The sequence below is a fragment of the Pseudomonas sp. R3-41 genome, assembly GCF_054161485.1.
Genome location: NZ_CP096421.1, coordinates 842,250 through 865,184 on the forward strand (window position 1 = coordinate 842,250; position 22,935 = coordinate 865,184).

General features: G+C 61.4%; 20 protein-coding genes. 14 read left to right on the forward strand and 6 right to left on the reverse strand.

Annotated features, from left to right (window positions below):
- The 10 genes from M1D99_RS03835 (at position 1) to M1D99_RS03880 (ending at position 9,669) form a co-directional block, all read left to right on the forward strand.
- A complete protein-coding gene (locus M1D99_RS03835; RefSeq protein WP_458131392.1) occupies positions 1 to 1,620 on the forward strand; it encodes a DUF2300 domain-containing protein in 1,620 nt (539 codons plus the stop codon).
- Positions 1,621 to 1,623: 3 nt separating this feature from the next.
- On the forward strand, positions 1,624 to 2,454 hold the full coding sequence (locus M1D99_RS03840; protein ID WP_186710535.1) for a YfaP family protein: 831 nt from the start codon (positions 1,624 to 1,626) through the stop codon (positions 2,452 to 2,454).
- 490 nt (positions 2,455 to 2,944) lie between these two features.
- Positions 2,945 to 3,526 carry a YjfI family protein gene (locus tag M1D99_RS03845; protein WP_250962602.1) on the forward strand — a complete coding sequence of 194 codons (582 nt, stop codon included), beginning with the start codon at positions 2,945 to 2,947 and terminating at the stop codon, positions 3,524 to 3,526.
- A gap of 22 nt (positions 3,527 to 3,548) precedes the next feature.
- Positions 3,549 to 4,247 (forward strand): PspA/IM30 family protein, encoded by a 699-nt coding sequence (locus M1D99_RS03850; RefSeq protein WP_186710531.1) that lies wholly within the window; start codon positions 3,549 to 3,551, stop codon positions 4,245 to 4,247.
- A 281-nt stretch (positions 4,248 to 4,528) separates the two neighbouring features.
- Positions 4,529 to 5,563 carry an ion channel gene (locus M1D99_RS03855; protein WP_434704060.1) on the forward strand — a complete coding sequence of 345 codons (1,035 nt, stop codon included), beginning with the start codon at positions 4,529 to 4,531 and terminating at the stop codon, positions 5,561 to 5,563.
- Positions 5,550 to 6,212: a DUF2491 family protein gene (locus tag M1D99_RS03860; RefSeq protein ID WP_458131393.1), complete on the forward strand. Its 663-nt coding sequence runs from the start codon at positions 5,550 to 5,552 to the stop codon at positions 6,210 to 6,212. Before M1D99_RS03855 ends, M1D99_RS03860 begins: the two co-directional genes overlap by 14 nt.
- A gap of 15 nt (positions 6,213 to 6,227) precedes the next feature.
- Complete coding sequence (locus tag M1D99_RS03865; RefSeq protein WP_014340424.1) at positions 6,228 to 6,656, forward strand: DUF350 domain-containing protein; 429 nt, start codon at positions 6,228 to 6,230, stop codon at positions 6,654 to 6,656.
- A gap of 19 nt (positions 6,657 to 6,675) precedes the next feature.
- Positions 6,676 to 7,377, forward strand: a complete 702-nt coding sequence (locus M1D99_RS03870) for a DUF1190 domain-containing protein (protein WP_186729654.1) — start codon at positions 6,676 to 6,678, stop codon at positions 7,375 to 7,377.
- Between the two features lie 12 nt (positions 7,378 to 7,389).
- Positions 7,390 to 8,547, forward strand: coding sequence for a glutathionylspermidine synthase family protein (locus tag M1D99_RS03875; protein ID WP_186729655.1), 1,158 nt, complete (start codon positions 7,390 to 7,392; stop codon positions 8,545 to 8,547).
- Positions 8,548 to 8,793: 246 nt separating this feature from the next.
- On the forward strand, positions 8,794 to 9,669 hold the full coding sequence (locus M1D99_RS03880; protein ID WP_434574075.1) for an MBL fold metallo-hydrolase: 876 nt from the start codon (positions 8,794 to 8,796) through the stop codon (positions 9,667 to 9,669).
- 163 nt (positions 9,670 to 9,832) lie between these two features.
- Here the strand turns inward: M1D99_RS03880 and M1D99_RS03885 are convergent, their stop codons facing one another.
- The 6 genes from M1D99_RS03885 to M1D99_RS03910 form a co-directional block, all read right to left on the reverse strand.
- On the reverse strand, positions 9,833 to 10,765 hold the full coding sequence (locus M1D99_RS03885) for a phosphatidate cytidylyltransferase (RefSeq protein WP_053125762.1): 933 nt from the start codon (positions 10,763 to 10,765) through the stop codon (positions 9,833 to 9,835).
- Position 10,766: 1 nt separating this feature from the next.
- Complete coding sequence (locus tag M1D99_RS03890) at positions 10,767 to 11,387, reverse strand: lysophospholipid acyltransferase family protein (RefSeq protein WP_458131394.1); 621 nt, start codon at positions 11,385 to 11,387, stop codon at positions 10,767 to 10,769.
- A gap of 175 nt (positions 11,388 to 11,562) precedes the next feature.
- Positions 11,563 to 12,018 (reverse strand): hypothetical protein, encoded by a 456-nt coding sequence (locus M1D99_RS03895; protein WP_434574077.1) that lies wholly within the window; start codon positions 12,016 to 12,018, stop codon positions 11,563 to 11,565.
- Positions 12,008 to 13,351, reverse strand: coding sequence for a phosphatase PAP2/dual specificity phosphatase family protein (locus M1D99_RS03900; protein WP_458131395.1), 1,344 nt, complete (start codon positions 13,349 to 13,351; stop codon positions 12,008 to 12,010). The genes M1D99_RS03895 and M1D99_RS03900 overlap by 11 nt, the downstream gene beginning before the upstream one ends.
- On the reverse strand, positions 13,351 to 15,108 hold the full coding sequence (locus tag M1D99_RS03905; RefSeq protein WP_458131396.1) for a bifunctional alpha/beta hydrolase/class I SAM-dependent methyltransferase: 1,758 nt from the start codon (positions 15,106 to 15,108) through the stop codon (positions 13,351 to 13,353). The genes M1D99_RS03900 and M1D99_RS03905 overlap by 1 nt, the downstream gene beginning before the upstream one ends.
- Before the next feature lie 10 nt (positions 15,109 to 15,118).
- Entirely contained in the window at positions 15,119 to 15,742 is a 624-nt protein-coding gene (locus M1D99_RS03910) for a CDP-alcohol phosphatidyltransferase family protein (RefSeq protein ID WP_434574083.1), read from the reverse strand.
- A gap of 542 nt (positions 15,743 to 16,284) precedes the next feature.
- On the opposite strand from M1D99_RS03910, the gene M1D99_RS03915 reads away from it, so the two are divergent.
- The 4 genes from M1D99_RS03915 (at position 16,285) to M1D99_RS03930 (ending at position 22,918) form a co-directional block, all read left to right on the forward strand.
- Positions 16,285 to 16,692, forward strand: a complete 408-nt coding sequence (locus M1D99_RS03915; protein WP_411385746.1) for a DUF6088 family protein — start codon at positions 16,285 to 16,287, stop codon at positions 16,690 to 16,692.
- Positions 16,673 to 17,635: a nucleotidyl transferase AbiEii/AbiGii toxin family protein gene (locus tag M1D99_RS03920; RefSeq protein ID WP_434574085.1), complete on the forward strand. Its 963-nt coding sequence runs from the start codon at positions 16,673 to 16,675 to the stop codon at positions 17,633 to 17,635. Before M1D99_RS03915 ends, M1D99_RS03920 begins: the two co-directional genes overlap by 20 nt.
- Before the next feature lie 130 nt (positions 17,636 to 17,765).
- The gene (locus M1D99_RS03925) at positions 17,766 to 22,541 is read left to right on the forward strand and encodes an RHS repeat-associated core domain-containing protein (RefSeq protein ID WP_458131397.1); all 4,776 of its coding nucleotides are present in this window, start codon (positions 17,766 to 17,768) and stop codon (positions 22,539 to 22,541) included.
- Positions 22,538 to 22,918 (forward strand): hypothetical protein, encoded by a 381-nt coding sequence (locus tag M1D99_RS03930; protein ID WP_458131398.1) that lies wholly within the window; start codon positions 22,538 to 22,540, stop codon positions 22,916 to 22,918. The genes M1D99_RS03925 and M1D99_RS03930 overlap by 4 nt, the downstream gene beginning before the upstream one ends.
- The last annotated feature ends 17 nt before the right edge of the window (positions 22,919 to 22,935 follow it).

Below are 22,935 nucleotides of genomic sequence, written 5' to 3' on the forward strand. Positions count from 1 at the left end.
ATGCGCAGGCCTTGGGGTTGGTGGTGGTTGTGCTTGATTCCTGCGCTGGCGACAGCGCAGGACGAGCCGTTGCGCCTGGCCTTCGACGGTCAATTGCTGCGGGTGAATCAAACCCAGGTGCTGGATCGCCAGCCATTGCCCGACACGTTGCAGGCACCGTTGGGCAGCCTGTGGAAACTGTTTGTCTACGCCTGGCTGGTGGACACCAACGCTCGCGAACCGGTGTATGAGTGCCGCGGCGAGTCGAAGGAAGAAGTCTATTGCTGCAATCCCGGGCAGAGCATCGGTCGTGACCAGGCGCTGGTGAAGTCCTGCGGTTTGTATTTCGAGCCGCAGCGGCTCGGGCTATCGGCCTCGAATTGGCGCGATTACTGGCAGACCCGCCAGGCGCCGGCCTGGTTGTTGGACCTGCCAGCGCTGCAACCCCAGACGCAAGTACCGGTCGCGGGATTGCTCAAGGCCCTGGCCATGCTGCCGGCCCAGGACCAGGCCCGTCGGGTGCTGTTGGACGTGGTCCTCGGGGCGGCGGACGGGCGGCTGGTCGGTGAGTTGGGCAGCCGCCTGCGGGTCAAGACCTGGAGCTGGTTGGGCGACCAGGGGCCTTCCTCGCGGCAGGGCGGTTTTGCCGGTTGGCTGTCTGACGGCACGCCGGTGTGGGCCGGTGGCCGTGGCACCAGCCAGCAGGTCCTCAAGGTTTACGGTGAAGGTCTGGCGGCGGCGTTGCCGTCCCGCTGGCCGGCGGACACCGGGCGCTGCGTGGAAGTCGATCTGTTTGCCCGTTATCCGTTGCAACGGGTGATGGCCGGCGAGCGGCCGGCCACACCGGGTCAACTGCGCGGTGACTACCGCGTCGAATTCACCAACGGCAACCAACTGGACATCCACAGCGATGGCGAGCTGTTCCTGCTGCCCGGCAAGCTGGTGGCGCGCCTGGACCGCGAGGAGTACGTCGCCCGGGTCTTGCAGCGCGAAGCCAAGGCAGAGCCCGCCGAAGCCGCCAAGGCCCTGGCGGTGGCGATTCGCACGTATCTGCTGCAAAACGCCCAACGCAACGGTGATTGCCTGAGCATCGACGACAGCAGCCATCGCCAGCGCGTCGCGCCACGCCCGGCGGCGCCTGGAACCCGGGCCATTGCCGCCTGGACCAGCGACCTGGTCTTGGCCGGCACCGATGTCACCTACCACTCCGACCAGGCGGGCCCGGACAAACTGTCCTGGGCGCAAGCCGTGGAGCAGGCCAACGCTGGCCAACGCTACGACGCCATCCTGCTGCACGCCTACCCGCGCGCCAGCCTCAGCCGTTGGGACAACCCGGTGGCGTCCTGCGAAGCGCTGCCCGCCGCCCAGGACTGGCTGCTGAAGCAGCGCCGGGGCTGGCGCGAGCGGCTGGAAAGTGAAGTCGGCTACAACGAAATCAGCGCTTTCGCCGTCTGCCGCGTCGCCTTCGGCCGGCCGTATGTCGACCGCGAACGCCAGCGCATCTACGTGCGCGGCGTGCTGTCGCTGCAAGACCGTCTCGACCTGACACATGAATATTTGCACCTGGCCTTCGAAGCTCACCCCAACGGCCAGGACGAAACCTATATCGAAGGGCTCGCCCGTCACCTCTTGCTGGAATAGACCATGACACTCCGTTATCCACAGGTCTTGCTGTTGCTCTGCGCCCTGACCGCGTTATCACCGGCCATGGCCGCCGACTCTATAAAGCTCGACACCCCCATTGGCGGCTGGCGCAGCGGTGCGCCGGGGGGGGAAGGCGAAAGCTTCAGCCAAACCGTCAATTACCCAGCCTCGTCGGTCAACACGCCTCCGGGCCAGGCCGACACTGCGCGCATTACCGGGCAGATCAAGGGTGCGCCCAAAGACAGCAACGCGCCGGGCCAGTTGATCGTCAACGGCGTCAGCCTGCCGCTGAAACTGGATGAAGAAGGTCGCTTCGACCGGCCGTTCTCGTTCCCCAACGGCAGCAACAGCGTTGAAGTGCGCAGCGCCGATGGACAGCAGCGCCACCGCACGCAGTTTCTCAACACCAGCGGCGGCGCCACCCCGGCCAAGCTGCGGGTGCTGCTGACGTGGGACAGCGACGGCACCGACCTGGACCTGCACCTGGTCACCCCCGATGGCGCGCACATCTGGTACGGCGACCGCGCCGTCGCCAACGGCGCGGCCCTCGACGTCGACGTCACCACCGGCTACGGCCCGGAAATCTTCGCCATGCCCGCGCCGATCAAGGGCCAGTACCTGGTGTATGTGAATTACTACGGCGGCGGTTATCGCAGTGAGGAGGACGGCGAAGAGGGTGAGTCCGTGGCGCAGGCGCAACAAGCCTTGACCACCGCGCAGGTCACCGTGATCACCGAAGAGGGCACGCCGAACGAGAAAATGGAAACCTTCGTCGTGCCGATGCGGGCGGTGGGGGAGCTGACGTTGGTCAAAAGCTTTAGCTACCCGTAAGCCGCCTATCAGCAGCCAAAGCTGAGGTAGCAGCCTGTGGAGATCCCCTAATGTGGGAGCGGGCTTGCTCGCGAAGACGGCGGCACATTCAACATCAATGCAAGCTGACCCGCCGATTTCGCGAGCAAGCCCGCTCCCACAGAGGAACTGTGGCGAACGTCTGATCTGTGACACTCGAAACCTCCTGTGGGAGCGAGCCTGCTCGCGAAGACGGTGGCACATTCAGCATCAATGCAAGCTGATCCACCGATTTCGCGAGCAGGCTCGCTCCCACAGGGTTGGATGGGCTGCAATAAAAAATCTCACGCGTGAGCTATTGTGGGGTTCGGAAAGTGCCTGTAGTGTTTATCACGCGTGAGTTTTTCACAGTGGGGTCAGTACCATGCCAACCAGCTCTCCATCAGATCCGCCTGACGGGTCTGTGACCGATCCAGCGAGCCGCACGGGAGAGCGCGCCAAACCCTCGGCGAAAAAACCGTCGAGCTTCTACATGAAGCAGATGCGCGCGGGCTTGAGTGCCGCCGGGTATGTGAAACACGAGACTTGGGTGCTTCCCGAAAACAGAAGCCTGCTCAAGCAAATGGAGAAACAGCTACGCCAACCGATTCTGGCTGGCTCATTCATGTCGGAGGATTACATGAGCGCAGGTAATAACTGGAACATCGATCGCCTCTACAGCGCCCTTCAGGCCCTGGACGAAGTGGTCGCGAACGACATCACCCTCTCCCTCGTCCAAGGCTCCGAGTCCAGCATCAAGCTGGAAATGAATGACTTCGGTGGCTTGCCCATCTACATCGCCGTGGTCGGCGACCAGATCATCGTCGATACCGTGCTGGTGGACGTCGAGTCGATCAGCGATGTGGCGGCCTTCAACGACGCGGTGTTGCGCAGTCGGGAAATGTTCCCGCTGTCGTCCATCGGCATCGAGACCATGCCCAACGGACAGGTGGTCTACAACATGTTCGGTGCGTTGAGCGCCGACTCCAGCCTGACCAACGTCGTCACCGAGGTCAAAACCCTCGTCGACAATGTCCAGCGCGCCAGCGAAGCCTTCGAACGCTTCTTCATCTAATTCGCCGAATAGGAACCATCCAATGACTCAGTCCATCTGGAGCAAGTTGTTCACCGCACTGCGTGGCGGTGCCAACGAAGTCGGCGAATCGATCGTCGACCAACAGGCCCTGCGCATCCTCGACCAGGAAATCCGCGATGCCGACAGCGCGCTGGCCAACGCCAAGCGTGAGCTGGTCACCATCATGGCCAAGCACAAGCTGGCGACCGATCGCGTCGGCGAATACAACGCCAAGATCAAGGACCTGGAAGCCAAGGCCCTGGCCGCGATCCAGGCCAACCGCGAAGACCTGGCGCTGGAAGTGGCCGAAGCCATTTCGACCCTGACCAACGAACTGGACGCCGAGCAAAAGCACGCGACCGAATTCGGCGGTTACGCGGACAACATGCGCAAGGACATCACCAAGGCCGAAGCCCGCATCAAGAGCCTGCGCCAGCAAGTGGACATGGCCAAGGCCCGTGAAAGCGTGCAGAAGGCCCAGGTCAGCGCCTCGATCGCCAGTGGCGGCGCCAATGGCAAGCTGGAAACTGCCGTCGGTACGCTCAACCGCCTGCAAGCCAAGCAACAACAACGTGCCGCTGAACTGCAAGCCCAAGACGAACTGGCCGAGGCTTCCACCGGCTCTGACCTGGAGCGCAAGCTGCGCGATGCCGGCATCACGCCAAACGAAGGCAGCGCCAATGCGATCCTGGAACGCCTGAAGAAAAAATCGGCTGAGTAAGTCATGCAGGTGCGCTCATCACCCTGAGCGCACTGAACCTGTGGCGAGGGAGCTTGCTCCCGCTGGACTGCGCAGCAGGCCCCTTTTGGAGCCGCTTCGCGCCTCAGCGGGAGCAAGCTCCCTCGCCACAAGGGTGTGGCACGCCACGGATTTATTGTTACGCAGGTACTTCTATCCAAGCCCCGCAACAGGTTTAATGCTGTCCGGCCACTACGCTCGCGCCCCCAGGCGCCGGAGCGATGATCCCGCCAGGAACCAAGCCCCACGGAGTCAGGGACGCAATGTCGATTTTCCTTTTGTTGCGCACGTACGCATCGTCCTTCTTCCATCGTTTCGGTTGGGCGGGGCTGGCTATTGCGCTGGGCGTGCACCTGTCCACGGCCTGGATCGGCCTGGTGCTGTTGGGCGAGCAACACCTCATCGCCGCCGCCACGTTTATCTACTTCTATCTCACCACCACGCTCACCGTCGGTTATGGCGATCTGTTGCCACAGACCTCCGCCGGACGGATTTTCGTGGCGACCTGGATCATGCTCGGGGGCATTGCCCTGTTGACGACGGTCATCGGCAAAACCACCAGCAGCGTCATCGATGTATGGAGAAAAGGCATGAAGGGCAAAGGCGATTTCACCGGCAAGGTCGGCCACACGGTGCTCATCGGTTGGGAGGGCGCCACCAGCGAGCGGGTCATCGAACTGCTGCTGCAGGACGAAACGTCCAATGACAACCTGATCGTCATCTGCGATTGCGATCTCGAAGAAAACCCCATGCCCGGCAAGGCCACCTACATCAAGGGCGACAGCCTGTCCTCCGTCGCGCTGTTGCAGCGTGCCGGCGTGCCAGGTGCCGAACGCGTGCTGGTGCGCACCCATTCCGACGACCTGACCCTGGCCACCGTGCTGGCGGTCAATCGACTGGGGCCTGTCGGGCATGTGGTCGCCCATTTCAATGACAGCGAAGTGGCCGCCCTCGCCAGCGCCTATGCGCCGAGCCTGGAATGCACCTCCAGCATGGCCATCGAAATGCTGGTGCGTGCCTCCCAGGACCCGGGCTCATCGGTGGTCATCAATGAATTGCTCTGCGTCGGCGAAGGCGCCACGCAATACCTGATGAAGCTGCCCGAAGCGTTTGAAGCGACGTTTGGCGACCTTTATATCCGGATGAAAGAGCAGCACAACGCTACGCTGATCGGTTACCGCGCCCAGGGTGCCCGCCAGCCGTCGATCAACCCGCCCGGTGCCACCCGTGTGGTGGGCGGCGAACTCTTCTATATCGCCTCGGCGCGTCTCAAGGAAATTTCCCATGGGGTGGTTTAAACAGTTGATGGGGCTCGAGGCCCCGAATTCGAGCGCAACAGCCAGCAATAGCGCGCCTGTCGTTGGGCCGCTGGGCCTGGCCTCCGGCAAGCAGGTCATGTTCGATGCCACGCTCAAATTGCTGCTCGACGGCAACACCGCCGTGGTCATCCCAGGCAACCAACAGATCTGGAGCCTGGGCATCGTCGACCTCGGGCAGTCGAACTGGCTGTCGCGCTGCTACATGAACGACGAAGACTACTGGCTGCAAGTGCACACCAGCGGCGACATCGCCGGGCAGGTCGAGTCGGTGATCCTGTTCAACTACCTCAGCTACGTCACGATCAACAGCGAAGCGGAATTGCGTCGCCTGGCCGGCCCGGAAAGCCTGATCGGCTTGCCGACCTACACCCACGACGGCGTCGAGTACAGCCGCGAATGGGGCACCGAGGCGGGCCAGACCGAGCTGGTGGGATTGAGCGAGCGCGTAAGCAATCCGGAAGAGTCCTACAGCGTCGAGCACCGTTCGATGCTGTATGCCCGCGACACCGGCCTGACGGATCGCCGGGAGTTCCTGTTGTTTTCCGTCGAAGAGGACGCCGAAGGCACTGTCAGCCTGAGCACTTCGCTGGGTATTTCGCTGTACACCACTGACCTGAACACTCTTTGAATAAGGAAGAAGTCCATGCTTGAAGCGCTCTCCATTTCCCTGAACAAAGCCGCCGTGCTTGGCTTTGTCATGTACATCCTCGGCGCCGCCGTGCTGTTCGCGCTGTTCCAGTTCATCTACACCCGCGTCACGCCGCACAAGGAATTCGAACTGATCCGTTCGGGCAACGTGGCTGCAGCCATCGCCCTGGGCGGCGCCGTCATCGGTTTCGCCATTCCGGCCAGCAACGTGATCGCCTACTCGATCAGCATGCTGGACTTCGTCGTCTGGGCAGTGATCGCCGCGGTCGTCCAGTTGCTGGCGTTTCTGGTCACCAGCCTGGTGCTCAAGGGCGCTTCCGCGCGCATCAAGAACGGTGAAATCGCCGCGGGTATCTACATCGCCGCCGTGGCCATCAGCGTCGGCATGTTGAACGCCGCGTGCATGACGCCTTCCACGAACTGATTGCGCCACGGAGATCCCGATGAAACGAAGCAAGTACGTCCAGCTCTCGCTGGCCGCGTCGGTCGCCCTGGCGATATCCGGTTGCGGGCCTGCGGAAAAAACCTACAAGTTGCAGAAGAAGTACAACTTCCAGTCCGTCCAGGAATGTGTCGATGAAAAGCTGCCGGTAGACATTTGCTCCACCGCCTACATGACCGCCATGGGTGAGCATCGTCGCATCGCGCCGGTATACGATAGCAAGGCCGATTGCGATGCCGACTTCGTGCCCGATTGGTGCCAGCAGGACTCGGCCGGCAAGTTCCTGCCCAAGCTGGGTGGTTTCGAGCTGAACGCCGATGGCGAAGTCACGCAGTCCGAGGTCGATGCCGCCCGGGCCCAGTTGCCGGCTTCGGAAGCGAACGTCGGCGGTTCAGGCTTTGGCAACCTGCTGACCGGGCTGCTGATCGGCAACATGTTGAGCGGCAACCGCAGCAGTTATTACTCCGAGCCGGTCTACCGCTACCGCGATGACCGCGGCAACTTTGGGTCCTCGACGCTCAGCCAGCGGGTTTCCAGCGGCTCGACCTTTACCAAGTCCAACCAGGCGCGGTATGGCAGCTACACCGACTCCGTCAAGACCAGCAAGGCGATGGCCGTCGCGTCGTCCACCTCGCGCGGAGGCTTCGGCAGCAAGTCCAGTGCCCGCAGCGGTTGGGGCGGTTCGAGCAGCTCCGGCGGCTAAGGAACGAGGGCCATGAAGAAGATCCATTGCGCAGAACGTCCTGACTGGAAACAGACCGCCGAGCAACTCGGCTTTCTGTTCCATACCATCGACGACGAACCCTATTGGGACGAAAGCGCGTACTACCAGTTCACCCTCAAGCAGATCGAGGACGATCTGGAAGACCCGACCACCGAGCTCCATGACATGTGCATGGACCTGGTGGCCCGGGTGGTCCAGAGCGAAGAATTGCTGGAACGCCTGAGCATTCCCGCGCCGTTCTTCGACCTGGTGCGCACGTCATGGCTGGAAGGCCATCCGCACCTGTATGGGCGCATGGATTTCTCCTACAACGGCACGGGCCCGGCCAAGTTGTTGGAACTCAACTACGACACCCCGACCAGCCTCTACGAGGCGGCGGCGTTCCAGTGGGGGTGGCTGGAGCAATGCATCGAACGCGGCATGCTGCCGGCCCATGCCGACCAGTTCAACAGCATCGACACCAAGCTGCACCAGGCCTTCGCCCAGTTGCAGCTCAAGGAGCCGTTCTATTTCGCCTCGATGAAAGGCTCGGTGGAAGACAAAGGCACCACGGATTACTTGCGCCTGATCGCGGAAAAAGTCGGCATTGAATCGCGGCACATCGATATCGAAGACATCGGCCTCAACAGTGACGGACGTTTCGTCGACCTGGAAGAGCGCTGGATTCCTCACCTGTTCAAGTTGCACGCGTGGGAGTTCATCTTCCACGAGCCGTTTGGTGAAGCGATCGCTCAATGCGATACGCAGTTTTTCGAGCCGGCCTGGAAGTCGATCATCTCCAACAAAGGCATCCTGCCGCTGCTGTGGGAATTCAACAAAGGCCATCCGAACCTGCTCGCCGCCCACCTGGACACCGACACTAGCAAAGCGGTGCCGAAAGGCTGGGTGCGCAAGCCGTTTTTTTCCCGGGAAGGCGCCAACATCGAGCTGCAGACCGCTGACGGCTTGATCGTCAAGGAAGACGGCCCCTACACCGACGCGCCGTTCATCCTCCAGGAATTCGCGCCACTGCCGAAGTTCGACGACAGCTACACCCTGATCGGCTCGTGGGTCATCGGCGACCAGGCCGCCGGCATCGGTGTGCGGGAAGACAACAGCCTGATCACCAAGGATTCCAGCCGGTTTTTGCCGCATTTGATTCTTGATTGATTTTCTGGACTAAGCACTGACCCCCTGTGGGAGCGGGCTTGCTCGCGAAGGCGGCGGCACAGTCACCATTGGTGTCGCTTGATGCACCGTCTTCGCGAGCAAGCCCGCTCCCACAGGTGTGTATGTCTCGCCAGGCATACCCACCGCCTGTCGCCTTTGCGGAATTGCGCCCGCCCCCTCCCTGTCGATTTTAAAGAGCCCAAGAAAAACCCGAGAGCGGCACGCCATTCGTGACAGGAGGCCCCCATGCGTATCCATCACCTGAACTGCGGTTGCATGTGCCCCGTGGGTGGGAAGTTGTTCGATGGCTACAGTCGGGGGCTGACGGCGTGCCTGGTGTGTCATTGCCTGTTGATCGAAACCGACAACAATGGCTTGGTCCTGGTGGACACCGGTTTTGGCCAGCGGGATGTCCAGACGCCCGAACGGCTTAGCCGATTCTTCCGGGCGTTCAACAACATCAAGTTCGAGCATCGCCTCACCGCGTTGGAGCAAGTGCGCCGGTTGGGTTTCGACACCGGCGATGTGCGGCATATCCTGCTGACGCACCTGGATTTCGATCACGCCGGCGGGCTCCAGGACTTTCCCCAGGCTCGGGTTCACGTGATGCGCGACGAGATGGCGATGGCGCGTAGCGCCGACACCTGGATCAGTCGACGGCGATTCCAGGCGCGCCAGTGGCAGGGCGTCGACAATTGGGAGTTCTATGCCCCGGACGGTGACACGTGGTTCGGTTTTGATTCGGTGCGCGCGTTGATCGGGGCGGAAGAAGAGGACATTTTCCTGGTCCCGCTCCAAGGCCACACCGCCGGCCACGCCGGGATCGCCCTGAGGACACCGGACGGCTGGATGCTCCATGCCGGCGATGCGTATTTCTTCCACGATGAAGTCCATCAGCCCGAGCGGCGTTGCCCGCCGGGGCTGAAGTTCTATCAGTACATGATGGACACCTATCGCCCGGCACGGCTGCGCAATCAGGATCGCCTGCGGGAACTGGCGGCGGGCCAGAATGGGCATGTCGAGATTTTTTGCAGTCACGATGCCAAGGAATGGGAACGCTCTACAAGCCAGGCGCGTACCGTTCGTGTTGATCCCACGGCCATGCCGTCGACCCACCGCTAAACCACCCGCCCAAGCACACTGTGGGAGCGGGCTTGCTCGCGAAGACGGCTGCACAGTCTACATCAATGCAAGCTGGCCCACCGATTTCGCGAGCAAGCCCGCTCCCACAGGTTAGATATTCACCACAGACCCCCGCAGGTTCAGGGGTTCGCCGCAGGCTTTTTCAAGTCCACCAGTACCGCACCAGGTGGAAGAAGATCGGCGCGGCGAAGCACACCGAGTCCAGCCGGTCGAGCATGCCGCCGTGGCCTTCGATCATGTGGCCCCAGTCCTTGACGCCGCGGTCGCGCTTGATCGCTGACATGACAATGCCGCCGGCAAAGCCCAGCAGGTTGATCAGCAAGGCGATGAGGAACGACTGCCAGGGATTGAACGGCGTGATCCACCACAGCGCACCACCGATCAGCGAGGCCAGGAAGATGCCGCCGACAAAACCTTCCACGGTTTTCGAGGGTGACAGGTTCGGCGCGATCTTGTGTTTGCCGAACAGCTTGCCGCAGACGTACTGCAACACATCCGAGAGCTGCACCACGATCACCAGGTAGGCGATCAGCAACAGGTTGCGCCCTTCGAAACCGGCGATGTCCAGGGTCAGCAGGGCGGGCACGAAGGAAATGCAGAACACCGCGATCATCAAGCCCCACTGCACCTTCGACGCGCGCTCGAGGAAATGCGTGCTGTCGCCGCCCAGGGACGCCAGGATCGGCAGCAGCAGGAATACATACACCGGGATAAAGATCGAAAACAGCCCGTACCAGTCGTAGTAGATCAGCAGGTATTGCAGCGGCAGGGCCAGGTAGAACGCCGCCACCAGGGCCGGGTAGTCACTGCGCCGGGTCGGTGTCAGCGTCAGGAATTCCCGCAGGGCGTAGAACGACACCGCGTAGAACAACAGGATGACCGCCGCGTTACCGAGCCAGAACGCCACGCCGATCACCAAGACCATGATCCACCAGGCGTTGATCCGGGCGTTGAGGTTATCGATGACCGAGTTCGGCGCGCCTTTGGTCCGCAGCCTGAGAATGAAACCAATCAGCGACGCCAGCACCAGAATCGCGCCGATCCCGCCAAACAACATCAGGGTATATCGATCCATGTCAGACGTGCTCCGGGGCCAGTGCCAGCAGCGCGGCGCGGCTGCGTTCAAGGAATTGCTCTTTGTTTTCACCCTCTTCGATGCACAGCGGCGCACCGAAACTGGTGGTGCACAACAACGGCAGCGGCAGCACACGACCCTTGGGCATGACGCGGTTGAGGTTGGCGATCCACACCGGGATCACCTCGACCTCGGGGTGGTTTTTCATCAAGTGATAGATCCCGCTCTTGAAGGGCAACAGGCCTTCCTCCGGATTGCGCGTGCCTTCCGGAAAGATGATCAGCGAGTCGCCGTTTTCCAGCGCATCGAGCATCGGCTGCAATGGGTTGTACGCAGGGTCCTTGCGCTCGCGGTCCACCAGCACGCCGTTGAACACCCGGTTGATGATGTAGCGGCGCACCGGGCTGGTTTGCCAATAGTCAGAGCCCGCCACCGGGCGGGTGAGCTTGCGCAGCGCCGGCGGCAGCGAGGCCCAGAGCAGCACGAAGTCACCGTGGCTGCTGTGGTTGGCGAAGTAGATCCGCTGCACCGGCGTCGGCGCGCAACCGAGCCACAGGCTGCGAGCGCCCGTGACCATGCGAGCGGCGGAGGTGATGAGGTTGGCGACCACGGGTTCGAACATGAGGATTCCTTGTCCTGAGAAACATAAGCATTACTGTGGCGAGGGAGCTTGCTCCCGCTGGGCTGCGCAGCAGCCCCCAAGAGGCTGAATACAACCAATCTGACACACCGCAGTGCTTGGTTTTGGGACTGCTTCGCAGTCCAGCGGGAGCAAGCTCCCTCGCCACAAAAACTCTTTAGATACCTGAAGCTAACCAGGGACTGGCCAGGATGAAGCCCAGCACCAGGACAACTTGTATCGCCAGCAACCGCGACTGCCGACGCAGCAGCAACAACGCGCCGTGCCGTCGTTCGGTCCACAGGCGCCCGGCCCGTTCGGCGGGTTGCAGGCCCAACGCGGTGAGGGCTTGATCCAATTCATAGGTGCGTTCGGCCAGGGAGTGGGTGCTGTCGGCCATGCGCTGGAACAGATCGGCGTCGAACGCCACGCGCAGCGCCCAGTATTTTTCCACCACTCCGATAACCAGGAGCACAGCACTCAACAGCAGCAACCACGGATCGATCAGGCCCACCAGCCATTGCCCCAACCCCAGCAGCGCCGCCAGCAGCGTCAGTCCCGTAGAAAGCTGGTCCAGCGAATGACCCCGGCGCAACAGGCTCGCCACGGTGTGGAGTTCCATATCACTGATCATGAGCATTCCCCCGTGTTGTGGATAACTGTTCCAGTGCCCGACGGTGCGCCGCGTGCAAGACGATGCGCGGTCGAGCGCGCTGGATCTGCACGATCGCTGCGTCAACGTTCGCTGCCCGGCCAGTGTGCAACAACCAGGCAACCACCGCCGTGGCGCTGCGCGAATAACCCAAGGCGCAGCAGACCAGCACTGGCCCATGTTGGCGCAGGCTTTCGATGGCTTCTGCCGCTTTCAGGCATTGCTCGGCGGTCGGCGCCGTGAGGTCGAGCACCGGTAACGAACGATAGGCGACATTCGAGCTGTCCATGGACAGTTCCGCGCAGAGGTCGAGCACGCCGGTAAACGTGCTGTCCTTCAATTCCATCGGCGTAGGCACTCGCCCCAGCCAGACGTTATCCGCGATCAGGTCTGGCTGCGGGTGCTTGCGCGTCCAGCAGCGGGAATTGATCCACGCCGCCGCCAGGTACGGCGCCAGCAACCAACGCACCGCCGGACTCAAGCGACCATCGGCGCGCTTCTGGAAACCATCAGCTCCGAACATCAAGTAATTCAGCTCCACCATGAGCACCGCGACCGCCGGCCAGATCAGCCAGAGCCACGCGCCGCCCAAGGCAAACGCCGGGATGAACAGCGCCGCCGCGCCCAGGCCATAACGCAAGGCCAGGCGTCGGCGGGCCGGATCGGCGGTCAGGCGCGCACTCGACAGCGGACTCGGTCGATCCAGCGGCCACAACCAGACGCACAGCCAACCGGCCAACGCGCCCGTGGGCAGGTCAATGAAGTGATGTTGATAAGTGGTCAGCACCGACACGCCGATCAACGCGAACCAACCGTGCATCACCCAACGCCAGAAGCCCTGCAAGTGCCGCTGGTAACAGACCCAGAGCACCACCAGCAGCGCGATGTGCAGCGACGGCGCCTGGTTGAACGGCTTGTCGAAGCCGGCCAGCACGTCGAACATCCAGCCGAACAGCCCATCCATTTCCGGCCGGGGAAAGGTAAACGTCAGCGGCCAGAGCAAAAAGCAACTGACCGCAATCACCTGGGCCGTGAGCAGGCGCAAGGCATGGCGCTTGAGTTCGTCGCGGCTGTTGGGCAACAGCAGGGACAGGCCGTACAGCAGATCGATCGACCAGTACGGCACGATGGTCCAGGCCATGAACGGCATGTGGCTTTCCCAGGCGAACACCAGCGTGCCGACGTCGTCACGCTGGGCGGTGACCCAGGTGGCGAAGCCGTAGGTGGTGAAGAACAGCGGCGCCAGCAACAGCAGCCACAGCACCGCCGGTTTGAGCAGCGCGGGTTCGCGGGCCGGAGCGATGACGGCGCTCATTACTGCACTCGCTGCGCCAGCGAAACGCTGAAAATGCCCCATTCATCGACACGCAGGGTGATCTTGCGGAAGCCCGCCGCCTCGACCAATTGATCCATTTCCGCCTGGGTGCGTCGACGCATCACCCAGGCTTGCCCTGCGCGGTGGCTGGTGAGGGCGCGGGCGATCAGTTCCAGTTGCGGGTGCCACGGCTGGCCGGTGTAGACCAGGAAGCCACCAGGCTCCACGGCTTCGGCCAGGCCGGCGAGGGAACCGCCGACCATCTGGTTATCGGCGAACAGTTCGTACAGGCCCGACACCACGGCGAGGGTTGGTTTTGGCTCCAGGGCTGCCAGATCCTGGCGGTCGAAGGCATCACCTTTGACGAACTGAGCGATGTCGCCCAAGCCTTTTTCCAGGATCAGCGCGCTGCCGTCGCGCACGTTGATGTCGCTGTAGTCGCGCAGCAGGATCGACTCGGGCAACGGGCTGACGCCTTGCAGCGCTTCGAGGATGTAGCGGCCATGGCCGGCGGCGATGTCGACGATCCGCACTTCGCGGTCCTGGGCGCGCAACTCGGCCATCGCCAGGCGCAGCAGTTCTTCGACGTGCACCTTGCGCTGGCGAATGCCGCGCCAGCCGATGGAGTTCAGGTAGTTCTGGTCGATCATCTTGCCCAGCGCCGACGTGCCGGTAGGGCGGTTGCGGTAGACGTAGTCCAGGGTGCTGCCGGAGTCGAAGCCGGTGTCGAAGCCCAGCTTCACCCCGGCGGACAATTTGCTGCCAAAGCGCATGCTGGCGCGGGTCATGCGCCAGTAAAGATCACGCAACGAGTTGTGGGGCAGCGGGGTGGCCAGGGTTTCGGCTTCGGCGCAGGTCGCGCCCAGGCGATCGGCGTCGAGCAGGGAAGGGCGCTCCAGCGGACGGGCGAAGTTTTGCAGGATGAAGCGGCGGGCGCTGGCCACGGCCGGCGCCCGGTTCTTCTCGCCGAGGGTGTCGTGGAAGAAGCCCGGCAGAATGTGTTTTTCCTTGTGCAGGCTGCCCAGGCGTTCGAAGAACTGCTCCTGGGGTTTGCGGTGCACCACAAAGTCCGAACCGGAGATCAACAACTGCGTCGGCACCTGGATCGCCTGGGCATCGGCCACCACGCGGTCGGCGGCTTCGTACAGGCCCAGCAGCACGTTCACCGAAATGGCCTTGGTGATCAACGGATCGCTGTCGTAGGACGCCACGCGCTCTGGGTCATGGCTGAGGAATTTCGCCTTGACGTAGCTATTGACGAAGAAATTGCCGCGGAACTTGCGCATCAGCGCCAGGCCCGGCCGGGCGAACGGCACGTAGAGCTTGACCTTGAACGCCGGCGAGGCCAGCACCAGCGAGCGAATGCGCGGTGCGTAGTCATGGACCCAGGTGGACACGATCACCGCGCCGACGCTTTGTGCGACCACGGCGATGTTCGCTTCGTCGATCTGATGCGTCGCGCCGATGTGATCGCAGAAGGTCTGCACGTCCCGCGCACTGGTGGCAAAACTCGGGCTGTCGCCCCGTTCGCCCGGCGACTGGCCGTGGCCGCGCGCGTCCCAGGCAAAGAAGTCGAACCCGGGCAAATCCAGCTCATCCACCAGGTGCGCAATGCGCCCGGAATGTTCATGACCACGATGGAACAACAACACAGCCTGGCGGGGTTCGCCCGCTGCGGCATCGATAGCCGGCCAGTGTTGGTAGAACAGTTCCACGCCATCGTGGGTGGTGAATGTCCGGTGTTGGGCTTCGCGCATTGCAACTTCCTTATGCTGAGGGAGCGTTTTCCGTCACCTGGCCCAGGCCATGACGGACCCGATTGACCAAGGTATAAACCAGCAGGGCGGCAACCACCGCCATCACACCATTTATCCAGAGTGCCCCGAGCCAACCCAGGGCAATGCCGGTCGCCAACACGCCAAACACAAAAGCGCGATCGCTCTTGCCCATCGGCCCGTCATACCGCCGCGAAGCCCCCACCATCGCCCCCAGCACGCCGGCGTATTCACTGAACAACGCCAACAGCGTGACCAACAACACGAGCAGAAGACTGGTATCGGCAAACAAGGCAAAAGGCAGGATCAAGGCAACGTCGGCGATGATATCGCATAGCTCGTTGAGGTAGGCGCCCAGATGCGATTGTTGACCAAACTCCCGCGCCAGCATGCCGTCCACGGCATTCAACGCCATGCGCAGGAACATCCAGATCGGCACCAGGACGAAAATCCACGGATGGCTGGCGAACCAGGCAATGACCGCCCCCACCAACACCGAGACGATGCCCGCGAGCAGAGTGACCTGGTTGGCGGTGACACCGTTGTCGTAGAGGCGTTGGACCATGGGGCGCAGCAAGTTTTGAAAGGCGGGCTTGAGTTGGTAGATGGAGGGCATCGGGGTGAGATCTCGGCCGGTGGCGGGGCTGGGCTTATACAGGTGCGAGATTACGATAGGTTGAGGGGTTGCAGGCGGGTATTTCTTGAGAATGCGTGCGGGTAGGCATCTATTCGCGCGTTTTTCTGCGCAAGCCCCCCTGGGAGAATGCAAAAAACGCTAAACCTGTGGCGAGGGAGCTTGCTCCCGCTGGGCTGCGAAGCAGCCCCAAGGCCATTCAACGCGGTGTCCGGGTAGGTTTACGACTACTGCGCAGCCGAGCGGGAGCAAGCTCCCTCGCCACGATGATTCATGCGCCTTAAGTTAAGGGGAGCCTGTGAGAGCAACTGTTCACACATTCCCAACCTCACTGCAGTTCCCCCAGGTTTTGTGTCTGAAACGAATATGCGCTGTGCATTCGATTCTGTTCCGAGGCTGCATTGGCCGATGTTCCAGCTCTGATTTATACTGAGCAAATCATGAGCGCTGTTTGTATTAAAATTTCCTTATAAAACAATTTGTTACTGGTATTTTAAGGCTAGGTGATGTCCGGGGGGGAAGTCATGATTATCGAAGAGCGGCTTAAAAGATCAATCGCCTTGCGAAAGGACGATGTGTTTCTACGCGCCGAATTTTCCGACTTCGGCAGCCCCGCGCAGGTATCCCGAGCGCTGCGTCATCTGGTGGCTAGCGGTGTATTGGTCAAGCTCGGTGTGGGTGTCTTCGCAAAAGCCAAGGCCAGTGTGCTTACCGGCAAGCCGATACCCATTCGTCCCCTTGAAGTCTTGGCGCCTTTGGTTCTGCAAAAGCTTGGCGTGAAGATCACGGCTGGACGCGCAGCGCGTGAATACAACGCCAGCGATAGCTTGCAGCTACCTGCCGGCATCGTTTTTGACACGGGGTCACGGCGTATTAATCGAAAACTCGGCTTCGGTGGTCGTTACGTCGTTTATGAAAATCATCACGCCTGAACAGGTCGAGTTAATCGATGCGGTGTTGGCAGAGGTCGATGTCGGACTGCTGACGGCCAGCATCCTGGAAAAAGACGTCCATGTGACGGATGCTTTGCAAGCTCTGATGGGCATGCAGTTTCCCGGTGTTCGCCTGGTGTTTTGCGGTGGTACAAGCCTGTCGAAGGCTTACCAACTGATCGAGCGTATGTCTGAGGACGTCGACTTAAAAATCGTTCTGAATGATCTTGATGTGTTGAGTGCCTCGGCTCAGAAGCGGCACCTCAGCAATCTGAAGGCTCAGGTTTGTCATGTCCTCGCCGAGCTCGGTTTTGAGGAGATCGTGGAAGAGCGTGTTGCCCGGAATGAAAACCGCTACTTCGCCAGTCGTTGGCAATATGCCCCGCAATACCCTCATGACAGCAGTTTGCGCCCATACCTAAGTCTTGAGCTGACTGCGCGAACCCCACGGTTTAAAGTGACTCAGCAGCCACTGGAATACCTGGTCAATCGACTCGCCGCAAGGTCTGGGCGATTAGGCAATATTGCCTGCGTAGCGGTAGAGGAAACACTTGCGGAGAAAGTCATTTCGTTTCTTCGCCGTTATGCCCAACACCAAGCCGGAGCCATGCTCCAGCCGTGGGACGATACATTGGTGCGGCATATCTATGATGTTTACTGCATAAGCCACGGCGATCCGGCTGTCGGCGAACGAGCCGCTATCGGATTCAAAAGCCTGGTGGAGTTTGATGCGCTGGAATTTGGTCGGCAGTTTCCTCCATTTGCTGACGATCCGGGAAGTGTCATGCAGAGCGCCCTCCATCAGGCGAGTTCGGATGCGCAGATTCGTCGCCAGTATGACGCGAAGCTCATGCCGCTGATTTTTGGCGATGTCCGCCCGAGCTTTGATGAGGCTTATGTCGTGTTTCGTCAGCACGCCGAAGCGTTGATGCGGACGTTGTAAAACGCTCGGTTAAAGGCCAAGCGTTAAATTTAGCGAATCGCCCTACATCCTTCGTCCTCTTCCACTGACTTAATTCCCCTGTCATCCCCGGCAGAGTCTCGCGTCCGTCCCTGCACCGCGAGATTCCTGCATGTTTGCCCCCGACAAGCTCCTGGCCCCGAACAACACCATTGGCTTGTTGGTGGTGGCTGCCATGGACCCCGAGCGGCCAGATGTCGAAGCGGTTTTCCAGGATTTTCGAAACTGCCTGAACGACTACGACGCCTGGGCTGAAAGCTTCTGGGCCGGCTGGACGCTGGATCTTGAGCAAGTGTTCAAGGTCGGTCACGAGGTGTCCCTCGCGGCACCGAAAAACCAGGACACACCCGTCAGCGCCACGGTGGTGGCCTGTCCGGCGTCTGGGTCGCTGACGCTGGTGCACATGTTCCAGGCGGCGCGCTTCGTGCCGATTGGCGACACACCGGTGATGCTGGAACCGGTCATCGGTGGTGCGCCGGGGCAGGAAATTTTCGGCGAGCCGATCCATCACGTGATCGGCCCAAGCGGCATCCTGGAAGTGCCTGAGTGTTGGCGAGGCCAGCGTTATCGCGTCACCTTTTTCCCCCATGTCACGGCTGATCACGTCAAGGCGTTGTACGCGTCTTACCAAGGCTTGATCGACGAACTCGAGGGCTGGCTGAAAGCGGAGTGGGAGCAGTTTCAACCGCTGTGGACGGAGTTTTCCGAGGCCGGGTTTCTCGAACGCTACGACGTGTTGCAGCAAGCCGATTGGCGCGGTTTCAAGAATGCCCTGCATCAACTGTGGGACGACGTTAAGCAGGTTTTCGGGCTGCTAGCGGATCTGCAGGCCAACAGCGAAAAACTGCTGGAGTACCTGACTCAAGCCGAGCTTGAACAGCTATTGAAGGCATCCTCCGAGGCGATTGCCAAAGGGCTGATGGTGTTGAGTGACGAGCCGTTGCTCTTCGTCCACGTGGCCGCGTTCAACAGTTGGGTGCGGATGTTGCCGCCTCAGTACGCGGCCGAAGTTGTCGGAGAGCTGCGCGCCTCGGTACTGATCAATTTCCTGCTGATGCGTTTGACCGGGGGGCTGGGCCTGGGGCTGCGCATGAGCGGTAATGTATTGGGCCGGGTCCGCTCGGAGCGGGCCCGGGAATGGTTGCTGGCGTCGAGCCTGAGACTGGGCCAACTCGCCCCCGACCGGCTCAATCAGCATGCCGATGTGCTCAAGCCGTTGGTGGTCGGCCAGCGCGGGCCTTTAAAGCCGACGCCTGTCGGACCTTTGCACATCACCCCTGAACACTCTGCCCCCTTGTCCGTCAGCAATCCGGCCGCCGTGGCGCGGGAAAAATCCCGGCCATCTACCCGCCTGAGCCAACACGAACCCCACGACGACGCCCCCGCCCAATCGAAAAACCCCAACGGCGACAGCGCCGACACCGCCGCCCAGACCCAGACCAGCGGCTGCCCGGTGTCAATGGTCACCGGCGAAGAACTACTGACCCTCGACGATGGCACCCTCGACGGCCGTTTGCCGTTCGTTTTCACCCGTTTATACCGCACCAGCGCCGCCGACCTGGACGTCGGCCTCGGGCGCGGCTGGAGCCATGCCCTGGCCCATCGCCTGGAGCTCGACGGCGAGCAGGTCACTTGGGTCGACCAGGAAAACCGTCGCACGCTTTTTCCATTGCCCACCACCCAGCGCCCGGCGATCCACAACAGCCTGGCCCGCGCAGCAATCTACCTGGGGGCCGAGCCGGACGAACTGATCGTCGCACAGCCTGGGGAAAACGCCCCGTTCCTGCATTTTCGCGACGGCCACCTGATCGCCCTCAGCGACCGCTACGACAACCGCCTGACCCTCCAGCGCAACATCCACGGCGACATCTGCCGCCTGGATAACGGCGCCGGGCGTTCCCTGCGCCTGCGCTACGAACAGCGCCACCTGATCGCCGTCGACTACCAGAGCTTCCACCCGGCCATCACCCTCGACGAGGCCTGGCGGACCGAGCAGACGCTGGTGTCCTACCGCTACGACGGACGTTTCCGACTGATCGAAGCGATCAATGCCGCCGGTGAAAGCGAACGCTACGACTACGACGACCAGCACGTCATCCTCCAGCGGCAATTGGCCGGCGGGGCGAGTTTTTATTGGGAGTGGCAAGGCGTCGGGCCGGCGTCCCGTTGCGTACGGCATTGGGCCTCGTTTGCGCAGATGGACAGCCGCTACACCTGGGGCGAGGACGGCAGCGTCACGGTCCGGCACCTGGATGGCAGCCAGGAGGTGTATGTCCACGACGACCGGGCGCGGCTGGTGCGCAAGGTCGAGCCCGACGGCGGCGAACACCTCAAGGCCTATGACGAACAGGGTCGGTTGATCGCCGAACAGGACCCGCTGGGGGCGGTCCGTGAATACCGCTACGACGACGTCGGACGGCTGCTGGCGCTGATTCCTCCAGATGAAGCGCCGACGTCCTACGAATACCGCAACGGTTTCCTGCACACCCGTTCCCGTGGCAAGGCAGTGTGGACTTACCGGCGCAATGACCACGGTGATGTGATCGCCAGCATCGACCCGGACGGCCAGCGTACGGAATATGCCTACGACGCCCATGGGCAACTGCTGGCGAAGTATGACCCGGACGGCGGCGAACATCGCTTCACCTGGAGTCGCCTGGGCCAACTGACTGAAGAAATCCTGCCCGAGGGCGGTCACCGGCATTTTTCCTACGATGCCCTGGGACGTTTGCTCAGCCGCCGGGACGAACACGGCGCCCTCACGCACTACCAATGGGACGCCGTCGGCCGACTGCTGCAAGTGACCCTGCCCACCGGCGCCATCCGGGCCTGGAGCTACAACGCCTACGGCAAGGTCATCGCCGAACGCGACGAGCAGGGCCGGACCACCCGCTACGAATACGCCGATGACCTGCACCTGGTCAGTCGTCGCCTGAACCCCGACGGCAGCGAGCTGAAGTACCGCTACGACTCGGCGCGGCTGTTGCTGACCGAGATCGAGAACGAATCCGGCGAACAATATCAGCTGGACTACACGCCCAACGGCTTGATCCGACAGCAAGTCGGCTTCGACGGCCAACGCACCGCCTACGCCTACGACCTCAACGGCCACCTGCTGGAGAAAACCGAGCACGGCGAGGACGGTTCGCAATGGGTCACCCGCTACCAGCGCGACGCGGCCGGGCGGCTGCAACTCAAGACCTTGCCCGACGGCCAGGCCATCGAATACCGCTACGACGAACTGGGCCGGCTGGTCTACGTCGATGATGGCAGCGACCATCCGCTGGCCTTCGAATACGACGCTCAAGATCGGCTGATCACTGAGCACCAGGGCTGGGGCACCCTGCGTTATCGCTACGATGCCTGCGGACGCCTCAACCACCTGCGCCTGCCGGACGACAGCCAGCTCGACTACCACCACGCCCCGGGCGGCGCACTGACCGCCATCGACCTCAACGGCGCGCGCCTGACCGAACACCGCTTTGACGGCAGCCGCGAACGGCAACGCCAGCAAGGCCAGTTGCTCAGTGACTACAGGTACGACGAACAGGGCCGCCTCAAGGCCCAGACCGCGTGGCAGAACCCACAGCAGCAACTGCTCTGGCGCGATTATGCCTACAGCCCCCGGGGCAACCTGCAAACCCTTTCCGACAACCGAAACCGCCGCAGCTACCAGTACGATTCTCTAGATCGCCTGACCCGCATCGACTTTTCCCACAGCGAACCGCCGGAACACTTCAGCCACGACCCGGCCGGCAACCTGCTGATGCAGGACCGCCCCGGCCCGACCACCCTCAAGGGCAACCGCCTGCTGAAGGAGGGCGACCGCCACTACGACTACGACGCCTTCGGCAACCTGATCCGCGAACGCCGCGGCCAGGCCTTGGTCAGCGCCTACCGCTACGACAGCCAACACCGCTTGATCGGCGTCACCACGGCGGACGGCTGCGAAACCTCCTACCGCTACGACGCCTTCGGCCGACGCATCAGCAAGACCGTGGACGGCCTGACCACGGAGTTTTTCTGGCAGGGCGACCAGCTCGTCGCCGAAAACAGCCCGCGCCATCATCGCAGCTACGTCTATGAACCGGGCACCTTCCGCCCGCTGGCGATGCTCGACGGCGAAGGCCCGGAAAACACCACGCCGTTCTACTACCACCTCGACCACCTGGGCACGCCCCAGGAACTGACCAACCCCGTAGGCCAGATCGTCTGGTCGGCGCGTTACAACGGATACGGCAAATTCACCGCACTCAGGCATGGCGACGGCGAACAGCTTGAACAACCGCTGCGCTTCCAGGGCCAATACTTCGACCCCGAAAGCGGCCTGCACTACAACCGCCACCGCTACTACAATCCCGAGACTGGCCGCTATTTAACGCCTGACCCGAGCAAGTTGGTGGGTGGGCTCAATGGGTATCGGTACACCCTGAACCCGACGGGGTGGGTGGATCCGTTGGGGTTGGTGGATTGTCCGGATGGGTGTAAGAAGCCGTTGCGTGGCGAGCAGAGTCCAACCAGCGATGCGGTGATTCAAGCGGGAGAAGTTGAGTTACCGAAGGCTTCCTCTGATATCCCTCAAATGGGATATCACAAGGAGGTCTTCGCAAATAAACCCATTAAGCCCCAGCAGGCTACTGATGAGTGGGAGCGATTTTTAGGTGTGGGGCCCTATACGAATATTCATCCCAGAACAAATATGCCGGACCCAGATAGGTTGGTTTCTGGAGATGGACGTAAGAGTATTCGTTATGGTGTCCATGAAATGAGCAGCAAGCCAACCAAGCACCATTATCATGAGGAGATATGGACGTATGAGTTGAAGGGGAATTTGATGAATGTTAACAATACAGTTGTGCGCGTTCCCTTGGCGAAGGGCAAAAAATGAAAATTAAAATAGACGAAGTGAAGAACGTCAGTGGCAATATCTCAGTAGCTTTTTCGACAGACTTCGGAAGCGCGGTCGCGACATGGTCGGCCGATATTCCGAAAGTCGGAGAGGAGCATGATGTGGAGCTTGAGATAGATGAAGAGTTTGAGTGGGGCAATAACGTCGATGTTTCAGGTGATCGTTTTTCCTTGAACATAAAGGATGGAGTGATTTTTCTAAGCGCGTCTCTAATCTCCATGGCTGATGATGGAGTTGCGATAATTGATATCGATGGAACGATAACAATGATTGAGCTGGAGGACTGCCCTATGCGACCTCCGCTTTTTATAAGTCTGAGTTTCGGAAAATTAACCCTTTATCCAACTAACTTATGAGTTTGATCGTTCCCACG

Coding starts and splice junctions, on each gene's coding strand:
- M1D99_RS03835 (WP_458131392.1), top strand. CDS start 1: ATGCGCAGGCCTTGGGGTTGGTGGTGGTTGTGCTTGATTCCTGCGCTG.
- M1D99_RS03840 (WP_186710535.1), top strand. CDS start 1,624: ATGACACTCCGTTATCCACAGGTCTTGCTGTTGCTCTGCGCCCTGACC.
- M1D99_RS03845 (WP_250962602.1), top strand. CDS start 2,945: ATGAAGCAGATGCGCGCGGGCTTGAGTGCCGCCGGGTATGTGAAACAC.
- M1D99_RS03850 (WP_186710531.1), top strand. CDS start 3,549: ATGACTCAGTCCATCTGGAGCAAGTTGTTCACCGCACTGCGTGGCGGT.
- M1D99_RS03855 (WP_434704060.1), top strand. CDS start 4,529: ATGTCGATTTTCCTTTTGTTGCGCACGTACGCATCGTCCTTCTTCCAT.
- M1D99_RS03860 (WP_458131393.1), top strand. CDS start 5,550: ATGGGGTGGTTTAAACAGTTGATGGGGCTCGAGGCCCCGAATTCGAGC.
- M1D99_RS03865 (WP_014340424.1), top strand. CDS start 6,228: ATGCTTGAAGCGCTCTCCATTTCCCTGAACAAAGCCGCCGTGCTTGGC.
- M1D99_RS03870 (WP_186729654.1), top strand. CDS start 6,676: ATGAAACGAAGCAAGTACGTCCAGCTCTCGCTGGCCGCGTCGGTCGCC.
- M1D99_RS03875 (WP_186729655.1), top strand. CDS start 7,390: ATGAAGAAGATCCATTGCGCAGAACGTCCTGACTGGAAACAGACCGCC.
- M1D99_RS03880 (WP_434574075.1), top strand. CDS start 8,794: ATGCGTATCCATCACCTGAACTGCGGTTGCATGTGCCCCGTGGGTGGG.
- M1D99_RS03885 (WP_053125762.1), bottom strand. CDS start 10,765: ATGGATCGATATACCCTGATGTTGTTTGGCGGGATCGGCGCGATTCTG.
- M1D99_RS03890 (WP_458131394.1), bottom strand. CDS start 11,387: ATGTTCGAACCCGTGGTCGCCAACCTCATCACCTCCGCCGCTCGCATG.
- M1D99_RS03895 (WP_434574077.1), bottom strand. CDS start 12,018: ATGATCAGTGATATGGAACTCCACACCGTGGCGAGCCTGTTGCGCCGG.
- M1D99_RS03900 (WP_458131395.1), bottom strand. CDS start 13,351: ATGAGCGCCGTCATCGCTCCGGCCCGCGAACCCGCGCTGCTCAAACCG.
- M1D99_RS03905 (WP_458131396.1), bottom strand. CDS start 15,108: ATGCGCGAAGCCCAACACCGGACATTCACCACCCACGATGGCGTGGAA.
- M1D99_RS03910 (WP_434574083.1), bottom strand. CDS start 15,742: ATGCCCTCCATCTACCAACTCAAGCCCGCCTTTCAAAACTTGCTGCGC.
- M1D99_RS03915 (WP_411385746.1), top strand. CDS start 16,285: ATGATTATCGAAGAGCGGCTTAAAAGATCAATCGCCTTGCGAAAGGAC.
- M1D99_RS03920 (WP_434574085.1), top strand. CDS start 16,673: ATGAAAATCATCACGCCTGAACAGGTCGAGTTAATCGATGCGGTGTTG.
- M1D99_RS03925 (WP_458131397.1), top strand. CDS start 17,766: ATGTTTGCCCCCGACAAGCTCCTGGCCCCGAACAACACCATTGGCTTG.
- M1D99_RS03930 (WP_458131398.1), top strand. CDS start 22,538: ATGAAAATTAAAATAGACGAAGTGAAGAACGTCAGTGGCAATATCTCA.